General features: G+C 71.3%; 20 protein-coding genes. 13 read left to right on the forward strand and 7 right to left on the reverse strand.

The features are described from left to right. The first annotated feature begins 11 nt into the window (after positions 1 to 11). The 6 genes from PSESU_RS00545 (at position 12) to PSESU_RS16390 (ending at position 4,918) form a co-directional block, all read left to right on the forward strand. A complete protein-coding gene (locus PSESU_RS00545) occupies positions 12 to 1,001 on the forward strand; it encodes a cytochrome-c peroxidase (RefSeq protein ID WP_233275242.1) in 990 nt (329 codons plus the stop codon). Beyond that, positions 998 to 2,821 (forward strand): protein-disulfide reductase DsbD family protein, encoded by a 1,824-nt coding sequence (locus PSESU_RS00550; protein WP_013533802.1) that lies wholly within the window; start codon positions 998 to 1,000, stop codon positions 2,819 to 2,821. Before PSESU_RS00545 ends, PSESU_RS00550 begins: the two co-directional genes overlap by 4 nt. Continuing rightward, positions 2,818 to 3,318, forward strand: a complete 501-nt coding sequence (locus PSESU_RS00555; protein ID WP_013533803.1) for a TlpA family protein disulfide reductase — start codon at positions 2,818 to 2,820, stop codon at positions 3,316 to 3,318. Before PSESU_RS00550 ends, PSESU_RS00555 begins: the two co-directional genes overlap by 4 nt. Before the next feature lie 39 nt (positions 3,319 to 3,357). Next, entirely contained in the window at positions 3,358 to 3,936 is a 579-nt protein-coding gene (locus PSESU_RS00560) for a YceI family protein (RefSeq protein ID WP_013533804.1), read from the forward strand. Continuing rightward, positions 3,933 to 4,475, forward strand: coding sequence for a peroxiredoxin (locus tag PSESU_RS00565; RefSeq protein WP_013533805.1), 543 nt, complete (start codon positions 3,933 to 3,935; stop codon positions 4,473 to 4,475). The genes PSESU_RS00560 and PSESU_RS00565 overlap by 4 nt, the downstream gene beginning before the upstream one ends. A 107-nt stretch (positions 4,476 to 4,582) precedes the next feature. Continuing rightward, a complete protein-coding gene (locus PSESU_RS16390) occupies positions 4,583 to 4,918 on the forward strand; it encodes a hypothetical protein (RefSeq protein WP_203415169.1) in 336 nt (111 codons plus the stop codon). A gap of 41 nt (positions 4,919 to 4,959) precedes the next feature. Here the strand turns inward: PSESU_RS16390 and PSESU_RS00570 are convergent, their stop codons facing one another. The 5 genes from PSESU_RS00570 to PSESU_RS00590 all read right to left on the reverse strand — a co-directional run bounded on the left by PSESU_RS00570 (position 4,960) and on the right by PSESU_RS00590 (position 9,365). Beyond that, entirely contained in the window at positions 4,960 to 5,943 is a 984-nt protein-coding gene (locus tag PSESU_RS00570) for a LysR substrate-binding domain-containing protein (protein ID WP_041763697.1), read from the reverse strand. Between the two features lie 264 nt (positions 5,944 to 6,207). Continuing rightward, positions 6,208 to 6,765, reverse strand: coding sequence for an Ax21 family protein (locus PSESU_RS00575; protein WP_013533807.1), 558 nt, complete (start codon positions 6,763 to 6,765; stop codon positions 6,208 to 6,210). Positions 6,766 to 7,066: 301 nt separating this feature from the next. Further along, the gene (locus PSESU_RS00580) at positions 7,067 to 7,543 is read right to left on the reverse strand and encodes a tRNA (cytidine(34)-2'-O)-methyltransferase (protein WP_013533808.1); all 477 of its coding nucleotides are present in this window, start codon (positions 7,541 to 7,543) and stop codon (positions 7,067 to 7,069) included. A gap of 84 nt (positions 7,544 to 7,627) precedes the next feature. After that, on the reverse strand, positions 7,628 to 8,035 hold the full coding sequence (locus PSESU_RS00585) for a hypothetical protein (protein WP_013533809.1): 408 nt from the start codon (positions 8,033 to 8,035) through the stop codon (positions 7,628 to 7,630). A 625-nt stretch (positions 8,036 to 8,660) separates the two neighbouring features. Continuing rightward, positions 8,661 to 9,365 carry an SDR family oxidoreductase gene (locus PSESU_RS00590; protein WP_013533810.1) on the reverse strand — a complete coding sequence of 235 codons (705 nt, stop codon included), beginning with the start codon at positions 9,363 to 9,365 and terminating at the stop codon, positions 8,661 to 8,663. 95 nt (positions 9,366 to 9,460) lie between these two features. Between PSESU_RS00590 and PSESU_RS00595 the strand changes: the two genes are divergently transcribed. From PSESU_RS00595 to PSESU_RS00605, 3 genes are all read left to right on the forward strand, one after another. Next, entirely contained in the window at positions 9,461 to 12,319 is a 2,859-nt protein-coding gene (locus PSESU_RS00595) for a M16 family metallopeptidase (protein WP_013533811.1), read from the forward strand. Between the two features lie 105 nt (positions 12,320 to 12,424). Next, a complete protein-coding gene (locus PSESU_RS00600) occupies positions 12,425 to 12,739 on the forward strand; it encodes a DUF4156 domain-containing protein (RefSeq protein WP_013533812.1) in 315 nt (104 codons plus the stop codon). Positions 12,740 to 12,832: 93 nt separating this feature from the next. Next, positions 12,833 to 13,849, forward strand: coding sequence for a 3-oxoacyl-ACP synthase III (locus PSESU_RS00605; protein WP_013533813.1), 1,017 nt, complete (start codon positions 12,833 to 12,835; stop codon positions 13,847 to 13,849). A 99-nt stretch (positions 13,850 to 13,948) separates the two neighbouring features. Here the strand turns inward: PSESU_RS00605 and PSESU_RS00610 are convergent, their stop codons facing one another. After that, positions 13,949 to 14,674, reverse strand: a complete 726-nt coding sequence (locus tag PSESU_RS00610; protein WP_013533814.1) for a UPF0149 family protein — start codon at positions 14,672 to 14,674, stop codon at positions 13,949 to 13,951. A gap of 119 nt (positions 14,675 to 14,793) precedes the next feature. Here PSESU_RS00610 and PSESU_RS00615 point away from each other — a divergent pair, with 119 nt between their 5' ends. Then, entirely contained in the window at positions 14,794 to 15,705 is a 912-nt protein-coding gene (locus tag PSESU_RS00615; RefSeq protein ID WP_041764254.1) for an alpha/beta fold hydrolase, read from the forward strand. Positions 15,706 to 15,824: 119 nt separating this feature from the next. Here PSESU_RS00615 and PSESU_RS00620 read toward each other — a convergent pair whose 3' ends face one another. Then, positions 15,825 to 16,253, reverse strand: a complete 429-nt coding sequence (locus PSESU_RS00620) for a YkgJ family cysteine cluster protein (protein ID WP_013533816.1) — start codon at positions 16,251 to 16,253, stop codon at positions 15,825 to 15,827. 275 nt (positions 16,254 to 16,528) lie between these two features. On the opposite strand from PSESU_RS00620, the gene oleC reads away from it, so the two are divergent. The 3 genes from oleC to PSESU_RS15815 all read left to right on the forward strand — a co-directional run bounded on the left by oleC (position 16,529) and on the right by PSESU_RS15815 (position 19,426). Continuing rightward, a complete protein-coding gene (oleC, locus tag PSESU_RS00625) occupies positions 16,529 to 18,196 on the forward strand; it encodes an olefin beta-lactone synthetase (RefSeq protein ID WP_041763699.1) in 1,668 nt (555 codons plus the stop codon). Then, positions 18,193 to 19,200 (forward strand): 2-alkyl-3-oxoalkanoate reductase, encoded by a 1,008-nt coding sequence (gene oleD, locus PSESU_RS00630; protein WP_013533818.1) that lies wholly within the window; start codon positions 18,193 to 18,195, stop codon positions 19,198 to 19,200. The genes oleC and oleD overlap by 4 nt, the downstream gene beginning before the upstream one ends. A 67-nt stretch (positions 19,201 to 19,267) precedes the next feature. Next, the gene (locus tag PSESU_RS15815; RefSeq protein ID WP_013533819.1) at positions 19,268 to 19,426 is read left to right on the forward strand and encodes a DUF1328 domain-containing protein; all 159 of its coding nucleotides are present in this window, start codon (positions 19,268 to 19,270) and stop codon (positions 19,424 to 19,426) included. Positions 19,427 to 19,428: the final 2 nt, after the last annotated feature.

Raw genomic sequence — 19,428 nt, forward strand, 5'->3', positions numbered from 1 at the left:
CCACGCATGGATTGCGCCTGGCCCTGGGGCTCGGCCTGGCCGGCGTGGTGCTGGCGGCGATGCCCTGGCTGGCTTCGGGCGCCGCCGGCACCGCCGCCCCGGTGGATGCCGGCGGCGTGGCCGCGCTGCGGATCGCGCTGGGCGAGCGCCTGTTCTTCGAGCCGCTGCTGTCCTCCGACCGCAGCGTCAGCTGTGCGTCCTGCCACAAGCCCGAGTACGCCTTCGCCGACAACGTGCCGCTGAGCCGCGGCGTCGCCGGGCGACTGGGCCGGCGCAACACCCCCGCCGTGCTCAATACCGCCGCGCGCACCTCGATGTTCTGGGACGGCCGCGCCGAGACCCTGGAGGAGCAGGCGATCTTCCCGATCGAGAACCCGGTGGAGATGGACCTGCCTGTCGCGCAGGCGCTGGAGCGGCTCAACGCCGATCCCGGCTACCGCGAGGCCTTCCAGGCCGCCTACGGCGGACCGGCCACCGCGCGCAGCCTGGGCCGCGCCCTGGCCGCCTACCAGAAGACGCTGGAATCGGGCGATTCGCCCTACGACCGCTACGCGCGCGGCGACGACCTGGCGATCAGCGAGTCCGCGCGGCGCGGACGCATGCTGTTCATCGGCAAGGGCAAGTGCGCCGACTGCCATTCCGGCGAGGACTTCACCTCCGACCGTTTCCGCAACATCGGCCTGTTCAACGGCAGCGCGCTGTCCGACCGCGGCCGCGGCGAGGTCACCGGCAACCCGGCCGACGACGGCCAGTTCAAGGTGCCCTCGCTGCGCAACGTCGCGGTGACCGCGCCGTACATGCACAACGGCATGTTCGCCACCCTGCGCGAGGTGCTGGACTACTACAACGATCCGGACCGGATCGTGCCCGACGCGCACGGCCGCGATGCCACGATGCCCGGCTCGCTGGGCCTGGCCCCGCAGGACCTCGACGACCTCGAGGCCTTCCTGGTGGCGCTGACCGACGAGCGTTACGCGCCGCTGCTGGATGCACGTCGATGAGCGCGGCCGCCATTGCCCGGGCCATGCGTGTGCGCTGGCTGGTGGCCGTTGTATTGCTGGCCGGCACCGTGGTCCCGTCGCTGCGTGCGCAGGACATCGACCAGTCCTCGCTGCTGCCGGTGGAACAGGCCTTCGCGCTGGATGCGCGGCTGCAGTCGTCGTCCCTGCTGCGCCTGCACTGGCGGGTGGCCGACGACTACTACCTCTACCGCGAACGCATCCAGGTGCGCGCGCTGGACGATGCGCCGCAGCCGCGACTGCGGCTGCCGCCGGGCGTGGCCAAGGACGATCCGGACTTCGGGCCGGTCGAGGTCTACCGCGGCGATGCAAGCGTCGAGGTCGCGCTGGTGGACGCGGTGGCGCAGGCCACGCGCCTGCGCGTGGTGGTCCAGGGCTGCCACGAGGCCGAGCCGCTGGTGTGCTATCCACCGCATGTGACCGTGCTGCGGATCGATGGCGGCGTGGTACAGGTGGAAGGCGCAGCGGATGCGGATGCCACGGTCGCCACTGCCGCCACTGCCGCCACTGCCGCGGATGTCGCGGATGCCGGGGTGGCGGACGCGACGCAAACCGCGTCCGCCGGCCCCGCCGTCGCCACCAGCGGATCGACCGTGGCGGTGCTGCTGCTGTCGGCGGTGCTGGGCGGCCTGCTGCTCAACCTGATGCCCTGCGTGCTGCCGGTGCTGTCGCTGAAGGTGCTGTCGCTGGCCGGATCCGGCGGCTCGCCGCGGCATGCGCGCCAGCGCGCGCTGGCCTATACCGGAGGCGTGCTGCTGGCCTTCGCCGCGCTCGGCACCATCGTGCTGGCCCTGCGCGGTGCCGGCCTGGCGGTGGGCTGGGGCTTCCAGCTGCAGCAGCCGGTGGTGGTCGCGTTCCTGGCCTACGTGATGCTGGCGCTGGGCCTGTCGCTGTCCGGCGTGGTCCTGTTCGCCACGCGCCTGGGAGGTGCCGGCCACGCGCTGGCCAGCCGCGACGGGCTGGCGGGCGACTTCTTCACCGGCGTGCTTGCGGTGGTCGTGGCCAGTCCCTGCACCGCGCCGTTCATGGGCGTGGCCCTGGCGGCGGCCTTCGCCCTGCCGGCGCCGGCCGCGCTGGGCGTGTTCCTGGCGCTGGGCCTTGGCCTGGCACTGCCGTTCCTGGTGGTGGGCTTCGTGCCGGCACTGGCCTCGCGCCTGCCGCGTCCGGGCGCGTGGATGGAAACGCTCAAGCAGGCACTGGCCTTCCCGTTGTACGCCACCGCGGCCTGGCTGGCCTGGGTGCTGGCGCGCCAGCACGGCAGCGATGCCCTGGCCTGGCTGCTGGGCGGCCTGCTGCTGCTGGCCCTGGCGCTGTGGGCAAGCGAACGCCTGCGCCATGCCGGCAACGGCCTGCCGCGCCTGGTCGCGCTGGCCCTGGCCCTGGTCGCGGCCTGGCCGCTGTGGCGGATCCACCAGCTCCCGGAGCCTGGCGCGCCACCGCAGCAGCACGCCAGCGATGCCAGCCGGCCGTACTCGCCGGAAGCGCTGCAGCTGGCACGTGCGCAGGGCCGCACCGTGTTCGTGAACATGACCGCCGACTGGTGCGTGACCTGCAAGGCCAACGAGCGCCGGGTATTCGACCGCGCGCCGTTCCAGGCCGCGCTGGAACGCAACGACGCGCTCTACCTCAAGGGCGACTGGACCCGCATGGATCCGGCGATCACCGGCTTCCTGCGCGAGCACGGCGCGGTCGGCGTGCCGCTGTACGTGGTGTTCCGCCCCGGCGACCGCGCAGGCCAGGTGCTTTCCACCGTTCCCACCCAGGCCCAGGTTGAGGCCGCGCTGCAGGGAGATGCCTCATGACCCGTCCGACCTCCCGCGCCCCCCGCGCCCCCCGCGCCGCGGCCTGGCTGGCGTTGCTGCTGTGCGCCGCATCGGCCTGGGCCGCCACGCCCGCAGGCAGCGGCAGCGCCGCGCCACCCGCGCTGGAGCAGTACCGCGGCCGGCCGGTGCTGGTGAACTGGTGGGCCACGTGGTGCGGCCCGTGCATCCGCGAGATGCCCGAGCTCGACGAATTCGCGCGCAGCCAGTCGGGCGCCGGCGCGGTGCAGGTGGTCGGCATCGCCCTGGACGAGGCCGCCAACGTCGATGCGTACCTGGCCAGGCGGCCGGTGCGCTATCCGGTGCTGGTCGAGGCGGTCGAGTACGGCGAAAGCGGCAGCTCGGCCGGCTACGGCAACCGTCACGGCGTGCTGCCGTACTCGGTCCTGCTCGATGCGCGCGGCCGCGTGGTGCGCAGCAAGGCCGGTCCGCTCACCGCCGCCGAACTTGCGTCCTGGCAGGCGGCGCTGCCGCGCTGACCGTCCATTCCCGTTCCAACTTCCTTCCGGAGACCTGCAATGAAGACGCTGCGCCTGCTCGCTGCCCCGCTGCTGCTCGCCCTTGCCGCCGGTGCCACCGCCGCGCCGGTGACCTACACCATCGACCCCACCCACACCGACGTGCTGGTGAGCTGGGACTACCTGGGCTTTGCCAAGCCTTCGGCACGGCTGGAAGCCAGCGGCACCGTGGTCTACGACGCCGCCAGCCCGGGCACCTCGAAGGTCGACGTGGTGCTGCCGCTGGCCAGTTTCGACGGCCATGTCGACCGCCTCAACCAGCGCGTGCAGCGCGAGGACTACTTCGATGCCGGACGCTTCCCGGAGGCGCGCTTCACCAGCCGTTCGGTGCGCGTCGACGGCGACCGCCTGCGCGTGGCCGGCGACCTGACCCTGCGCGGCGTGACCAGGCCGGTCGAACTGGAAGCGGTGGTGACGCGCGCCGCCAACCATCCGGCGAAGAACACGCCGGCGCTGGGCGTGGCCGCCAGTACCCGCATCCGCCGCAGCGAGTTCGGCCTGGTGCAGCAGCTGCCCAATATCGGCGACGAGCTGGAGATCCGGATCCAGCTGGTGGCGCTGGCCGGCGGGGCGCAGTGAACCGGCGCACCCGCCGCGGCTGGGCCAGCGCCTGCCTGCTGGCGCTGGTGGCGCTGGCCGGCATGGCCCCCGCCTCCGGCGGGCCGGAGGCCGGTGCACCCGCCCCGGGCTTCGCCCTGCAGGACCAGTACGGACGCGTGCACCGGCTGGAGGATTACCGCGGTGGCTGGCTGGTCCTGTACTTCTATCCCAGGGCGTTCACCCCCGGCTGCACCGGCCAGGCCTGCGCCTTCCGCGACGACATCGTCGCCCTGCGCCGCGCCGGGGCGAAGGTGGTCGGGGTAAGCCTGGACGAGGTCGCGGCGCAGGCCGCGTTCGCCGCCGAGTACCAGGTGCCGTTCCCGCTGCTGTCCGACGCCGATGGCGAGACCGCACGCCGCTACGGCGTGCTGGAGCAGCGCGGCGACCGCAGCTTCAGCCGGCGCGAGACCTTCCTGGTCGATGCCGGCGGCACGGTGGTGCACCGCTACCGCGACGTGGATCCCGGGCGCAACGTCCAGCAGGTGCTGGAAGACATCCGCCGCGCCAGCGGCGGCTGAGCCGGGCCGGGCGCAGGTCCGGTACTGCCCGCGGGATCGTTCCAGCCGGTACCGCCATCTCCACGCGGTCCACGGAGCCGCCCTGCGGTCGCTGGTTGCAGGGCTCCGTGCCGGGGAAGGTGCCGGATCATTCCGTTGGACAAATTTTCATCAACGGAGAGCCCGGGAATGATTCCGTTGGACAAATTTTCACCATTGATGAGTGTCTGATTCCTTCCGTTGGACAAAATTTCACCAACGGAGAGCATCCGATTCCTTCCGATGGACAAAAATTCATCAACGGAAGGTTTCCGATTCATTCGGTTGGACAAATTTTCATCAACGGAAAGCCCCGGATTCATTCGGTTGGACAAAATTTGTCCATCGATGAGTATCCGGTTCCATTCCTGGGCAGGAACTGGCCGGTGGCAGGCCACCACCCGGCATCCATCCCAGCTTGGTAGCAGCGCCCGCCAGCCTGCGGCCCCGCTGGCCGCGATCGGTCTCAGCGCCGCCGCCGCAGCAGGGTGCCGGCCTCGCGCCAGTGCGGCACCGGCCAGGCCGGGGCTTCCTCGCCTTCCACCACCCGGCGCACGTCGCGCACGTCGGCACCGACCATCCTGGCGACCAGGTCGGCGGTGTAGTCGCGCAGCAGGCGGTCGCGGCGCAGCAGCAGCCAGGCGGTGCAGGTCGGCAGCAGGTGCCCGGCGTCCAGCACCACCAGGTCCTCGCCCTGGATCGATTCCAGCGCCATCTCGGCGACGACGCCGATGCCCAGGCCGCTGCGTACGTAGGTGGCGATCAGGTCGGCGTCGCGCGCGGTGACCGCGACCTCCGGCTCCAGGCCGGCAGCGCGGAACGCGCGCTGCAGCGAGGAGCCGGATTCGCGGCTGGATTCGTAGCTCACCAGCGGGTAGTGGACCAGGTCGTCGAGCTGCAGCGGCCGCCCCAGACGGGTCAGCCGGTGGCGCGCAGGCACCACCACCACGCGCTCCCAGTGGTAGAGCGGCAGGCACACGTCGCCCGGCGGCGGATCGCCGCTGCTGCTGACGATGGCCAGGTCCGCCTCGCCGCGGCCCAGGCGCGCGATCGATTCGGCATCGCCGCCCGGCGCCAGGTGCATGGCCACCTGCGGATAGCCGCGCTTGAGCGCGGCCAGCACCGGCGGCAGCACGTGGCGGGCCTGGGTGTGGGTGGTCGCGATATGCAGCTCGCCCGTCTCCCGGCGCAGGTTCTCGCTCAGCGCGCGGATGTTGGCCGCGTGCGCCAGCAGCGGGCGCGCATGTTCCAGCACCCGCTCGGCCGCCGGCGTCAGCGCGGTCAGGCTGCGCGCGCGGCGGGTGAACAGGAGGAAGCCCAGTTCCTCCTCCAGCTGCTTGATCTGCTTGGACAGGCCCGACTGGGTGGCGTGCACCTTGCGCGCGGCAAGGGTGATGTTGAGCCCGGCATCGACGATGGCGGCGAAATAGCGCAGCTGGGTGAGGGTCATTGCGGGCACGGCATCCGTGGGAGCGCCGTGGCCGAGTCTGTCATGGCACCGGCGGCGCGGGCCGCGGCGCGCCATGCGCGATCCTCATGAGCAAATAAGCGGCGCGCCTATGCGCTTTGCCGGCGCCGCGAAAAGAAGAAGCCCGGCGCTAGGCCGGGCTCCGGGGGTGCTGGCGTGGGGGAGGGGGAACACGCCAGCGCCGCATTGCAGGACGGGTCGGGGGAGAGAGAGACCACCCCGTCCTGCCGCGGACCTTGCAGTGGGTTACCAGGTGAAGCGCGGGCCCACGAACCACTGGGTGTCACCGTCGACGAACTTCACGTCGCCGCTGATGCCCCAGTTCTGGTTGAACTTGGCCAGCGCACCGACGCGGCCGTAGAACTCGCCGTCGTACTCGTCGCCGTCCTCGTAGCCGGCCATCGCGTAGCCCTCGAAGTTCGGGTGCAGCGAACCGCGCACGCCGACCTCGGCGCTCCAGCCGTCGTAGTCGAAGCCACGGCCGGCGTCGAACTTCTCGTAGGCGACCCGGGTGACCAGGTCCACGGCCGGGGCAACCTCGCGGTTGTAGCCGACGCCGAAGCGGTACTGGTCGAAGTCGATCGAGGTGTCGTCGATCTCCTGGTTGCTGTAGCCGCCGAACAGGTGGAAGTTCGGGGCGATCGCGACCGAGCCGTCCACGCCGAAACCATCGGCGTCGGCGCCATCGGTGTTGGTGGCGGAGTAGCCACCCTGGACATAGTTGTACGACACACCTTCGGCGGCGCTGGCGGCGAACGGCAGGGTGGCGACCAGGGCCAGGGCAAGCAGGGAATTCTTCTTCATGTACGGACTCTCTTGTCTCGTTGTTATGGGCCTATGAACAAAACGTTCCCGTTCATGGCAGGCGCATTATTCGCCCCGACCCGCAACATGGCCTGAATATAGAACTGACCAGTACATGAATTAGCGGCGCATGCGGGGAACTTTGTGGGCCCCGCCTGATGCACGGGAAAGAGGCTGGATGCGCGTTCGACACCCATGGAACCCGTACACCCGAGTGGGCCAGTGCCATGCACGCCCGGCACGCAGCAACGTGCATCCAAGTGAGGGATTGCAAGACGCGGGGCCCGGCGTGACCGCAGGCTCAGCTGCCGCCGGCAAACCCGTGCTGGCGCCAGGCCTCGAACACGAGCACGGCCACGGCGTTGGACAGGTTGAGGCTGCGGTTGCCCGGGCGCATCGGCAGGCGCAGGCGCTGGGCTTCGGGGATCGACCCGAGCACGTCCTCGGGCAGGCCGCGGGTCTCGCAGCCGAACAGGAAGGCGTCGCCATCGGCATAGGCCGGCTGGTCGTGGCGGACCTGGCCGCGGGTGCTGAGGGCGAAGAGGCGCTTGGGGGCGATGCGTTCCAGCGCGGTGGCGAGGTCGGGATGGACCTGCAGGCTGGCGTACTCGTGGTAGTCCAGTCCGGCGCGGCGGAGCTGGCGGTCCTCCAGGCTGAAGCCAAGCGGCTCGATCAGGTGGAGTCGGGCGCCGGTGTTGGCGCAGAGCCGGATCACGTTGCCCGTGTTGGGCGGGATCTCGGGCTGGTAGAGCAGGACGTCGAAAACGGGGGCTGGCATCCGCGGATTCTAGACGGGCCGGCGGACGGGGCGCTTGGCCGTGCTGGCCACGCCGCGTCCGCCGGTGTCTTCCGCGCCCCGCACTTACTTGCCCGAGGCGTAGGCGGAGACGTTGGCCGACGAGGCGGCCTGCTCGGTCATGTGGCCAACCTGGGCGGCAAGGGCGCCAGCCTGCTCGCGGGCGGCGATCGAGGCGCGCTCGGCCAGCTGCTCGGCGGTCGGCTGCACGTACACGGTGGCCAGGTCGACGATGCGGGCCTGGATGGCCTGCACGGCCAGGTACTCGGCCTTCTGCGCGGCGGTCGGGCGGACGGTCACGGCCGGCAGGTCGACGATGCGGGTGGCGGCCAGCTCGACCTGCAGGGCGGCATCCGGACGGACGGTGACGGCGGGCAGGTTGACGATGCGGTCGACGCGCGGGGTTTCGGCGGCAAAGGCAGACGCGGCGGCCAGCGAGAGGGCCAGGGAGGCGGCGAGGGTCTTGGCGTTCATGGCGTGCTCCGGTGTCGCTGATCAGTGGTGTGGTAGTAAGGTAGTACACCTAAGCAGGGCGTGCAATTGGAACCTGCGTTTTCCTTCTCTGTCTTCAGCCTTTGTTCAGCTTCTGCCGGGTGCTGCCTGGGTGCACCAAGGACAACGCAGGTCCCGTGCCAAGTTTTATTTCTTGAAAATCAGCAATTTGCGCGCGCGGGAAAGTGTCCGCAGCGCTGTCCGGACGTCCGCATGCGGGCGGACACGCGGGCCGGACAGCAGGAATGACGCCGCCATCCGCGGCACAAGGCAGCCCCGGGGGGCGTGCTGGTCGAGGTGGGAGTGCGCGAAATGCGTCCTGCGCCAGGGGCCAGGTGTACTGGTCCGCCCGTTTGGCCAGGGCATCGGGAGGCCAGGGATGTGCCTGCCCGGGTCGGCAGCCGTGAGGCGTGGCTCGGGCGGCCCGCTACCTACATATATGTAAGAGGCACCAGGCCACGCCGTGCGCGCGCCCGGTCCAACGCCCAGCCACCGGCCCCGTCTTCCCGGCACGGCGGAACGCCAATGGTGGTCTGGCAGGGGCGGCTTCCTGCGGGACGCCCGGTCCGGTGCGTACCAAACACCGGGACCAGGCAGTGCCCGGCCCCTACCAGGGCAACACCGCTCCATCCGGCCCCAGGAACAGCCCGCTGTCCGTCGGACCGAGCCGCTCCAGCACCTGCAGCAGGGCCGCGACCGCCTCCGCGGGCAGGACCGGGGCGCGCTCGCCGCCCATGTCGGTGCGGACCCAGCCCGGGTGCAGGGCGACCACGCGGATGCCGCGCGGCTGCAGGGCCTGGGACAGCATCACCGTGGCCATGTTCTGCGCGGCCTTGCCGATGGCGTAGCTGGGGGTGCGGAACTCGCGGCGCAGGGCGATCGAGCCGATCTCCGAGGACAGGTTGGCGACGATGCCGCCATCGGCCAGCAGCCCCGCCAGGGCCTGCACCAGCAGGAACGGGCCGATGGCATTGGTGCGCACGCTGGTTTCCAGGTCGGCCTCGGCCACCTGGCCGAAGCGCTCGCCACCGTGCAGCACGCCGGCGTTGTTCAGCAGCAGGTCCAGGCGCCGCTGCCCAAGCACCAGCGGCAGCTCGCGCAGCAGCTCGTCGCGGCTGCGGGCAACGGCCACGTCCAGCGGCAGTACATGGAGGCGCCCCGGGTGCTCGCCGGCCAGCGCATTGAGCGCGGTGGCGCGTCCGGGATGGCGCGCGGTGGCGACCACGCGGGCACCGCCGGCCAGCAGCTGGCGGGTGAACTCCAGGCCGAGGCCGCGGTTGGCCCCGGTGACCAGGCAGTGGCGCGGTTCCATGGATGTGCTCCGGCCAGGGGTGTCTTGTGGCCTAGTGTAATGGCGGTGGCCGGGGGCTAGGATCGGCGTCCAATACCGCACAGGGAGCTCCACCGATGAGGATCGCACGCACGCCGCTTGCCGCGGCCCTGGTTCTGGCCATGTCCACCTCCTTCGGGGTCGCCGCGCTGGCGCCGGCCGAAGCGGCCACGAACGCCGCGTCCAGCGCCACCGAGTCGCTGATCCCGTACGAGGAGTTCACCCTGCCCAACGGCCTGCGCGTGGTGGTCCACACCGACCGCAAGGCCCCGATCGTGGCGGTCAACATCTGGTACCACGTGGGCAGCAAGGACGAGCCGGCCGGGCGCAGCGGCTTCGCCCACCTGTTCGAGCACCTGATGTTCAACGGCTCGGAGAACCACCGCGGCGAGTACTTCGAGCCGTTCGAGCTGGTCGGCGCCACCGACATGAATGGCACCACCTGGCTGGACCGCACCAACTACTTCCAGAACGTGCCCACCACCGCGCTGGACCTGGCGTTGTGGATGGAGTCCGACCGCATGGGCCACCTGCTCGGCGCGATCGACCAGAAGGTGCTGGACGAGCAGCGCGGCGTGGTCCAGAACGAGAAGCGCCAGGGCGAGAACCAGCCCTACGGCCAAGCCGACGACCTGATCTACCGCGCGCTGTACCCGAAGGGCCACCCGTACCACCACAGCACGATCGGCTCGATGAACGACCTCAACGCGGCCTCGCTGGAGGACGTGAAGCAGTGGTTCCGCGCCTGGTACGGCCCGAACAACGCGGTGCTGGTGCTGGCCGGCGACATCGACGTGGCCACCGCGAAGGAGAAGGTCACCCGCTACTTCGGCGACATCCCGGCCGGCCCCACCCTGGACCGCACCCAGGCCGGCCCGGCCAAGCGCCAGACCACCCGCGAGACCATGGAGGACAAGGTCCCGCAGGCGCGCATCTACCGCGCCTGGAGCGTCGAGCGTTACGGCAAGCCGGACCTGGAGCGCCTGCAGCTGCTGGCCCAGGTGCTGGGCGGCAGCAAGAGCTCGCGCCTGGACCGCCGCCTGGTGTTCCAGGACAAGCTCGCCGACCGCGTCAGCGCCTACGTGCTGCCGTTCGAGCTGGCCTCGACCTTCTACGTCAGCGCCGACGTGCGCCAGGGCGTGGACCCGGCCCAGGTCGAGAAGGCGCTGGACGAGGAGATCGCGCGCCTGGTCGCCGAAGGCCCGACCGCCGAGGAGCTGCACCAGGCCCAGGCCATGGTGAAGGCCTCGGTGGTGCGCGGCGTCGAGCGCATCGGCGGTTTCGGCGGCAAGGCCGACGCCCTGGCCGAGTGCACGGTCTACACCGGCGACCCGGGCTGCTTCCGCCAGAGCCTGGAGGTCTTCGCCAGCGCCACCGTCGATGACGTGCGCAAGGCCGGCAGCACCTGGCTGGGCGAGGGCTCGCACACCCTGGTGGTGCTGCCGGGCGAGCGTGCCGCGCTGGAGGAGGAGCCGTCGCCGACGCCGGCCCCGTTCAACCTGCCCAGGCCGGACCGCAAGTACAAGACGGTCAAGACCAGCGTGGACCGCAGCAAGGGCGTGCCGATGCCCGAGAGCTTCCCGGACCTGAAGTTCCCGGCACTGGAGCGGGCTACCCTCGGCAACGGCACCCAGGTGATCCTGGCCCGCCGCGACGCGGTGCCGGTGGTGCAGATGAGCTACGAGTTCAAGGGCGGCTTCTTCGCCGACCATGGCCGCAAGCTCGGCACCTCCAGCTTCACCATGTCGATGCTGGACGAGGGCGCCGGCGAGCTGGACGCGCTGGGCTTCGCCAACCGGGTCGAGGCGCTGGGCGCCTCGGTCGGCGCCGGTGCCGCGCTGGACGGTGGCAACGCCTACCTGTCGGCGCTGAAGGAGAACCTGGACGAGTCGCTGGCGCTGTTCGCCGACATGATCCGCCGCCCGCGCTTCGAGCAGAAGGAGATCGACCGCGTCCGCGCCACCTGGCTGGCTGGCATCGCCCAGGAGAAGGCGCGCCCGAACGGTGCCGCCCAGCGCGTGCTGCCGCCGCTGCTGTACGGCAAGGGCCACCCCTACGCGATCCCGTTCAGCGGCACCGGCACCGAGGAGTCCATCGCCTCGCTGACCCGCGCCGACCTCCAGGCCTTCCACGCGCAGTGGGTGCGTCCGGACGGCGCCACCCTGATCGTGGTCGGCGACACCACCCTGGACGAGATCGTGCCGCTGCTGGAGCGCCACTTCGGTGACTGGAAGGCGTCCACCCCGGCGCCGGAGATCTCCGCCGACAACATCCCGCCGGTGGAGCGTCCGAAGAGCGCCGCGGTGTACCTGATCGACCAGCCCGGCGCGGTCCAGGCCACCATCCTGGCCGGCCAGGTCGTGCCCTCGACCAAGGACCCGTCCACCGTCGTGTTCGACTTCGCCAACTCGGTGCTGGGCGGCGAGTTCTCCTCGCGCCTGAACATGAACCTGCGCGAGGACAAGCACTGGGCCTACGGCGCCTACAGCTTCACCCAGGGCGCCCTGGGCCAGCGGCCGTGGATGGCCTTCGCCCCGGTGCAGATCGACAAGACCGCCGAGGCCCTGGCCGAGCTGGACCGCGAGGTGCGCGAGTACGTTGCCGGCCACAAGCCGCCGACCGAGGCCGAGGTGTCCAAGATCCAGGCCACCGAGATCCGCAGCCTGCCGGGCGCCTATGAGACCGGCCGTGCGGTGCTGGGCACGATCGGCGGCATCGTCCGCTACGACCGCCCGGACGACTGGGTGTTCCAGCGCAAGGCCATGATCGAGGGCCTGAGCGTGGACCAGGTGAAGCAGGCCGCGACCACGCTCGACCCGGACAAGCTGGTCTGGGTGGTGGTCGGCGACCTCAAGCAGGTCGAGCAGCCGGTGCGTTCGCTCGAGCTCGGCCCGGTCCAGGTGATCGACGCCGACGGCAACCCGGTCAAGCGCTGACCGTCCCGCGCCGGTGCCGTCCAGAGGGGCGGCACCGGCGGTTGCGGCACGTTACGCCTGGTTCTGGCACGCTTCGCACCAGTCTTCACATCCCGGAACACGTCCATGACCCGAGCCGCCCTCCCGATCCTGCTCCTCCTGCCGCTGGCCGCCTGCACCTGGGTGCCGATCCAGCCCGAGGCCAAGGCGGTGCGCGTGATCGCCGCGGGCGGGGCCCCGGCCGGCTGCGTCCGCCAGGGCGAGATCGAGGTCTCGGTCAAGAACAGCGTGGCCTTCTACGAGCGCAACCAGGTAAAGGTCCGCGACGAGCTGGAGACCCTGGCCCGCAACGAGGCGCCGGGCCTGGGCGCCAACGTGATCCAGCCGCTGGGCGAGCCGACCGCGGGCACCCAGCGCTTCGCCGGCTGGCAGTGCCGCTGAACGGCGCGGGTGCCGCGCCGTACGTAAAGGTGCGGTGAAGGCGGGCAACCGGTAGAATCTACGCCCCTTTCGCCTCACCGGCGTGGTCCAGCCATGCTTTTCAAGAACGTCTCCATCGCGGGGCTGGCGCATATCGATGCGCCGCATACCCTCACCTCGCAGGAAATCAACGACCGGCTGAAACCGACCCTGGACCGCCTCGGCATCCGGGTCGACGTGCTGGGCGACATCGCCGGCATCCATGCGCGACGCCTGTGGGATGACGGCATGCAGGCCTCCGACGTGGCCACCCTGGCCGCGCGCAAGGCGCTGGAAGACGCCGGCATCGGCGTGGAGAAGGTCGGCCTGCTGGTCAACACCTCCGTCAGCCGCGACTACCTGGAGCCGTCCACCGCCTCCATCGTGTCCGGCAACCTCGGCGTGTCCGACGAGTGCATGACCTTCGACGTCGCCAACGCCTGCCTGGCCTTCATCAACGGCATGGACATCGCCGCGCGCATGCTCGAGCGCGGCGAGATCGACTATGCCCTGGTGGTGGACGGCGAGACCGCGAACCTGGTCTACGAGAAGACCCTGGAGCGCATGAGCTCGCCGGACGTGACCGAGCAGGAGTTCCGCGACGAGATGGCGGCCCTGACCCTGGGCTGCGGCGCCGCGGCCATGGTCCTGGCCCGCCGCGAGCTGGTCCCGGACGCCCCGCGCTACAAGGGCGGCGTGACCCGTTCGGCCACCGAGTTCAACCAGCTGTGCCGCGGCAACCTGGACCGCATGGTCACCGACACCCGCCTGCTGCTGATCGAGGGCATCAAGCTGGCGACCAAGACCTTCGCCGCGGCCAAGATCGCGCTGGGCTGGGCGGTGGAGGAGCTGGACCAGTTCGTGATCCACCAGGTCAGCCGTCCGCACACCAAGGCCTTCATCAAGTCGCTGGGCGTGGACCCGAAGAAGGTCATGACCATCTTCGGCGAACACGGCAACATCGGCCCGGCTTCGGTCCCGATCGTGCTGAGCAAGCTCAAGGAGCTGGGGCGCCTGAAGAAGGGCGACCGGATCGCCCTGCTGGGCATCGGTTCGGGCCTGAACTGCTCGATGGCCGAGGTGGAGTGGTAAGCCACTCCTGCTCCGCATGATGCAAAAGGGCCGGCTATGCCGGCCCTTTGCTGTTCCGGGCCCTGGCATCGCCGCCGGGGCCGGCCTGGCGGCGCGGTCTCAGCCGGCGCCGCAGCACTTCTTGTGCTTCTTGCCGCTGCCGCAGGGGCAGGGATCGTTGCGGCCCGGGCCCTCCTCGCGGCGGATCGGGGTGCGCGGGGTCTGCGCGGCGATGTGCTGGTGGTTGAGGTCGGCCAGCATGCCCGGCAGGTCCATCACGATCTCCAGCCGCTCGCGGTAGGACAACTGGGCCGGTTCGGCCTCCGGGTTCTCCGGGTCGACCACCTCGCCCGAGGCCAGGCGCTCGAGCAGGTCGAAGATGTCCTCGATCCACTCGTGCTCGTCCAGCCACGCGTCCCAGCCTTCCTCGCGCAGGGCCACGCCCTCGAAGAAGCCCAGCGCCCAGTCGTGGCCGACGTCCAGCTCGTCCTCGCCCAGCGCCTCCTCGGCGTTCTCCGGGTCCTCGGGCAGCCACATCAGCGGCATCAGGTGGTCGGGGATCTCCTCGCCCTGGCGGGCGCGGGCGGCGCACATGTTCCAGTGGCCCTGCAGCAGGACCTGGATCTCCTCGGCCTCTTCGGGGCTGCCCCAGCTCGGGGCCTTGCCGCCCCAGACCACCGGCTGCCATTCCTCCGCGGCGACCGGCGAGGGCGCCACCACGAGGGCGGAGAGGAAGCCGTCCAGCGCCTCCAGGTTGAAGCCGCGGAACGGCACCGCGCGCTGCTCGAGCAGGCTGGAGAGCCGTTCGATCTGCGCGTCGTCGAGATAGGGCGGGGGCGTGGCCATGGCAGCAGTACTCGTCAGGGGCGTGCATGGTAGACCCGCCGGCGGCCGGGCGCAGCAACGCGGCCGACCCGGGCGGCGCGCTGGCCTACAATGCGCGGTTTCCGCGACAGCACCCGACCGTGTCCCAGTTCCCCGGCTACCCCGCCCAGCCCCGGCGTTTCGAAGTCCGTCCCGGCATCCACATGTCCTACCTGGACGAGGGCCCGCGCGACGGCGAGGTCGTGGTGATGCTGCACGGCAATCCGTCGTGGAGCTACTACTGGCGCACCCTGGTGGCGGGACTGTCGGACCGCTACCGCTGCATCGTCCCCGACCATGTCGGCATGGGCCTGTCGGACAAGCCGGACGACCGCCTCACCGCATCGCCGCGTTACGACTACACCCTGCAGTCGCGGGTGGACGACCTGGAGGCGCTGCTGCGCCACGCCGGGGTCGACGACGGCACGCCGGTGACCCTGGCCGTGCACGACTGGGGCGGCATGATCGGCTTCGGCTGGGCGCTGGGGCACGCCGCGCAGGTCAAGCGCCTGGTGGTGCTCAACACCGCTGCCTTCCCGATGCCGGCGGCCAAGCAGATGCCGTGGCAGATCGCGCTGGGCCGCGACTACTTCGTCGGCGAGGTGGTGATCCGCAGCTTCAACGCGTTCTCCTCCGGTGCCTCCTGGCTGGGCGTGGAGCGGAAGATGCCGGCCGAGGTGCGCCGCGCCTACGTGGCGCCGTACGACTCGTGGAAGAACCGCATCTCCACCATCCGCTTCATGCAGGACATCCCGCTGTCGCCGAAGGACAAGGCCTGGCCGCTGCTGGAAGCCGCCGGCAGGGCGCTGCCGTCGTTCGCCGACCGCCCGGCCTTCATCGGCTGGGGGCTGAAGGACTTCGTGTTCGACCACCACTTCCTCGAGCGCTTCCGCGCCGACCTGCCGCGCGCCCAGGTCCACGCCTTCGAGGACGCCGGCCACTACGTGCTGGAAGACAAGCACGAGGTCCTGGTGCCCCGGATCCGCGCGTTCCTCGACGCGAATCCGCTCTGACCTGTCCACCGGCCGTGTAGCCCGCCCAAGCGAAGCGCACCCCGGGCGGGTGCGCGGCTGGTCCATGCGATCCGCCGGAACCCGGATGCGGCCTGCGGCCTTGTCCGGGCTACGCAGCCTTACGCCGCCACCGGCGGAGCCGGGGGCGAGGACGGGCTGTTGCCGTTGTCGTCGGGCCGGTCGTCGTCGTTGCCGGCGGGGTCGCGCCAGCGCCAGTCGGCGGCGGTGAGCGGCGGCAGGCCGTGGGCGACGCGGGCGCGGTCGCACTGCGAGCTGGCCGCACCGAATTCCCAGGAGGCATCCACCTCGCGGCAGACCGAGGGCCGGTTGGGATGGATGCTGCAGCGCGAATACACGCCGATCTCCGCATCCAGCGCCGTGCAGCGGACCGGCGGGGCGTAGGTGCCCTGCATGCAGAGCCGGTGCGCATCGAGGCGCTCGGTCAGCGCGGCCGGGACCCCCCCTGCGGTGAACTCGTCCGATTCCATCCAGTGGAAGGCGACCCGGTACTGGGTGCAGCAGGCGCCGCAGGTTAGGCAGGGATGCATGGGAGGCCGGGCCTTGCGCGGCGGAGTGGCGGGAACGGGCGGCGATTCTGACGCAAGCCCGGGGCCTTGTGCAGTGCCCGGCCGATCCGGGCCCGGGCCAGGCCCGCGCCGCCCGGCTGCAACGCGGCAGTGGGGCCCGCGGGCGGGCGATCCGATCCCCGGCAATAGCCGGTGCTGGGCTATCCGGCCGGATGCCGGCCGCAGGGAAACAGGCATCCAGGACGACGTCCGCCCGCCGGCGGGACCCTCCCTGGACCATGCGCGATAATCCCCGCATGACTTCCAGCCCCTGCAACATCGCCGCGGCGCTGCCGCGGCTGGCCGCCGAGCGTCCCGACCAGCCCGCGATCCGCTGCCCCGGCAAGCGTGCCTCCGGCCGCGGCCTGGCCCGCTACGACGTGGTCCTCGACTACCGCACCCTCGACACCCGCAGCGACGCGATCGCCGCCGGCCTGGCCGCGCAGGGCATCGGCCGCGGCGTGCGCACGGTGGTGATGGTGCGGCCGTCGCCGGAGTTCTTCCTGGTGATGTTCGCCCTGTTCAAGGCCGGCGCGGTGCCGGTGCTGGTGGATCCGGGCATCGACCGGCGCGCGCTGAAGCAGTGCCTGGACGAGGCCCAGGCCGAGGCCTTCATCGGCATCCCGCTGGCGCACGTGGCCCGGCGCCTGCTCGGCTGGGCGGCTTCGGCGAAGAAGCTGGTGACGGTCGGCACCCGCATGGGCTGGGGCGGCACCACCCTGGCCGCGGTCGAGCGCGCCGGCCGCGGTGCCGGCCCGCAGCTGGCCGATACCGGCGGCGAGGAGGTCGCGGCGATCCTGTTCACCAGCGGCTCCACCGGCGTGCCCAAGGGCGTGGTCTACCGCCACCGCCACTTCGTCGCCCAGATCGCACTGATGCGCGAGGCCTTCGGCATCGAGGCCGGCGGCGTGGACCTGCCGACCTTCCCGCCGTTCGCCCTGTTCGATCCGGCCCTGGGCCTGACCTCGGTGATCCCGGACATGGACCCGACCCGCCCGGCCGAGGCCGACCCGCGCCGCCTGCACGATGCGATCGCGCGCTTCGGCGTGACCCAGCTGTTCGGCTCGCCGGCGCTGATGCGGGTACTGGCCGACCATGGCGCGCCGCTGCCGACCGTGCGCCGCGCCACCTCGGCCGGCGCGCCGGTGCCGCCGGAGGTGGTGGAGAAGATCCGTTCGCTGCTGCCGCCGGATGCGCAGTTCTGGACGCCCTACGGCGCCACCGAGTGCCTGCCGGTGGCGGTGATCGAGGGTCGCGAGCTGCAGTCCACCCGCGCCGCCACCGAGGCCGGCGCCGGCACCTGCGTGGGTCGCCCGGTGGCGCCGAACGAGGTGCGGATCATCGCCATCGACGATGCCCCGATCGCGTCCTGGGAGCAGGCGCGCGTGCTTGCCGCCGGCCAGGTCGGCGAGATCACCGTGGCCGGCCCGACCGCCACCGACAGCTACTTCAACCGCGATGCCGCCACCCGCGCGGCCAAGATCAGCGAGACGCTGCCCGACGGCAGCACCCGCGTGGTCCATCGCATGGGCGATACCGGCTACTTCGACGGCGAGGGGCGGTTGTGGTTCTGCGGGCGCAAGACCCAGCGCGTGGAAGCCGCCGATGGCCCGCTCTACACCGAGCAGGTCGAGCCGGTGTTCAACGTGCATCCGCGCGTGCGCCGCACCGCCCTGGTCGGCGTCGGCGCGCCCGGTGCGCAGGTGCCGGTGCTGTGCGTGGAGCTGGCGCGTGGCGTGCGCGCCACCGAGTTCGAGCGCATCGCCGAGGAACTGCGCCTGCTCGGCAGCCGCCTGCCGCATACCGCGCGCATCGGCCGCTTCCTGCGCCATCCCGCGTTCCCGGTCGACATCCGCCACAACGCCAAGATCGGGCGCGAGAAGCTCGCCGCGTGGGCCACCCGGCAGCTGGAGAAGCGTGCATGAAGGTGCTGGTGACCGGCGGCGCGGGTTTCCTCGGCCAGGCCCTGTGCCGCGCGCTGCTGGCGCGCGGATACGAGGTGCACAGCTTCCAGCGCAGCCATTCGCCGGCGCTGGAGGCGATGGGCGTGGTCCAGCACCGTGGCGACCTCGCCGACGCGGCCGCGGTCGCCAGGGCGGTGGCGGGCAAGGACGCGGTGCTGCACAACGCCGCCAAGGCCGGCGCCTGGGGCAGCTACGACAGCTACCACCAGGCCAACGTGGTCGGCACCCGCAACGTGATCGCCGCCTGCCGCGCGCACGGCGTGGGCAGGCTGGTGTACACCTCCACGCCCAGCGTGACCCATCGTGCGACCCATCCGGTCGAGGGCCTGGGTGCGCACGAGGTGCCCTACGGCGAGGACTTCCAGGCGCCCTACGCGGCGACCAAGGCGATCGCCGAACAGGAGGCACTGGCGGCCAATGGACCAGAGCTGGCCGTGGTCGCGCTGCGGCCGCGCCTGATCTGGGGCCCGGGCGATCCGCAGATCCTGCCGCGCCTGGTCGAGCGCGCGCATGCCGGGCGCCTGCGCCTGGTCGGCGATGGCAGCAACAGGGTCGACACCACCTACATCGACAACGCCGCCCAGGCGCACCTGGGTGCGCTGGACCACCTCGCGCCCGGCGCTGCCTGCGCGGGCAAGGCCTACTTCATTTCCAACGGCGAACCGCTGCCGATGCGCGAGGTGCTCAACCGCCTGCTGCAGGCCGCCGGCGCGCCGCCGGTGACGCGCAGCATCTCCTTCCGGACCGCCTACGGCATCGGTGCGGTGTGCGAGCGGCTGTGGCCCCTGCTGCGCCTGCGCAGCGAGCCGCCGATGACGCGTTTCCTCGCCGAGCAGCTGGCCACCGCGCACTGGTACAGCATGGAACCGGCGCGGCGCGACTTCGGCTACGTGCCCAAGGTGGGATTTGACGAGGGAATCATGAGGCTGAAGGACAGCTGGCAGAACACATCGTCCGTCACCTGATCACCACCGGCCCTTGTGCAGCATCCCCCTCGACCGCCGCCCCGGCGCCATAACGAGGATGCCCCCGATGCTCCACTACGCTGTCGTCTTTTTCGTCATCGCCGTCATCGCCGCGCTGCTGGGTTTCAGCGGCATCGCCGGTGCCGCCACCAACATCGCCTGGATCCTGTTCGTCGTGTTCCTGGTCTTGGGCGCCATCTCCCTGCTGCGCGGCAGGCGCGTCTAGTC

This window comes from Pseudoxanthomonas suwonensis 11-1, from assembly GCF_000185965.1.
GTDB classification, from domain to species: domain Bacteria; phylum Pseudomonadota; class Gammaproteobacteria; order Xanthomonadales; family Xanthomonadaceae; genus Pseudoxanthomonas; species Pseudoxanthomonas suwonensis_A.

Excerpts from the sequence above, each read along its gene's own strand:
- PSESU_RS00550 (WP_013533802.1), top strand. The coding sequence starts at position 998 with ATGAGCGCGGCCGCCATTGCCCGGGCCATGCGTGTGCGCTGGCTGGTG.
- oleD (WP_013533818.1), top strand. The coding sequence starts at position 18,193 with ATGAAGGTGCTGGTGACCGGCGGCGCGGGTTTCCTCGGCCAGGCCCTG.
- PSESU_RS00595 (WP_013533811.1), top strand. The coding sequence starts at position 9,461 with ATGAGGATCGCACGCACGCCGCTTGCCGCGGCCCTGGTTCTGGCCATG.
- PSESU_RS00560 (WP_013533804.1), top strand. The coding sequence starts at position 3,358 with ATGAAGACGCTGCGCCTGCTCGCTGCCCCGCTGCTGCTCGCCCTTGCC.
- PSESU_RS00600 (WP_013533812.1), top strand. The coding sequence starts at position 12,425 with ATGACCCGAGCCGCCCTCCCGATCCTGCTCCTCCTGCCGCTGGCCGCC.
- PSESU_RS00585 (WP_013533809.1), bottom strand. The coding sequence starts at position 8,035 with ATGAACGCCAAGACCCTCGCCGCCTCCCTGGCCCTCTCGCTGGCCGCC.
- PSESU_RS00620 (WP_013533816.1), bottom strand. The coding sequence starts at position 16,253 with ATGCATCCCTGCCTAACCTGCGGCGCCTGCTGCACCCAGTACCGGGTC.
- PSESU_RS00590 (WP_013533810.1), bottom strand. The coding sequence starts at position 9,365 with ATGGAACCGCGCCACTGCCTGGTCACCGGGGCCAACCGCGGCCTCGGC.
- oleC (WP_041763699.1), top strand. The coding sequence starts at position 16,529 with ATGACTTCCAGCCCCTGCAACATCGCCGCGGCGCTGCCGCGGCTGGCC.
- PSESU_RS00575 (WP_013533807.1), bottom strand. The coding sequence starts at position 6,765 with ATGAAGAAGAATTCCCTGCTTGCCCTGGCCCTGGTCGCCACCCTGCCG.
- PSESU_RS15815 (WP_013533819.1), top strand. The coding sequence starts at position 19,268 with ATGCTCCACTACGCTGTCGTCTTTTTCGTCATCGCCGTCATCGCCGCG.
- PSESU_RS00610 (WP_013533814.1), bottom strand. The coding sequence starts at position 14,674 with ATGGCCACGCCCCCGCCCTATCTCGACGACGCGCAGATCGAACGGCTC.
- PSESU_RS00605 (WP_013533813.1), top strand. The coding sequence starts at position 12,833 with ATGCTTTTCAAGAACGTCTCCATCGCGGGGCTGGCGCATATCGATGCG.
- PSESU_RS00555 (WP_013533803.1), top strand. The coding sequence starts at position 2,818 with ATGACCCGTCCGACCTCCCGCGCCCCCCGCGCCCCCCGCGCCGCGGCC.
- PSESU_RS00580 (WP_013533808.1), bottom strand. The coding sequence starts at position 7,543 with ATGCCAGCCCCCGTTTTCGACGTCCTGCTCTACCAGCCCGAGATCCCG.
- PSESU_RS00570 (WP_041763697.1), bottom strand. The coding sequence starts at position 5,943 with ATGACCCTCACCCAGCTGCGCTATTTCGCCGCCATCGTCGATGCCGGG.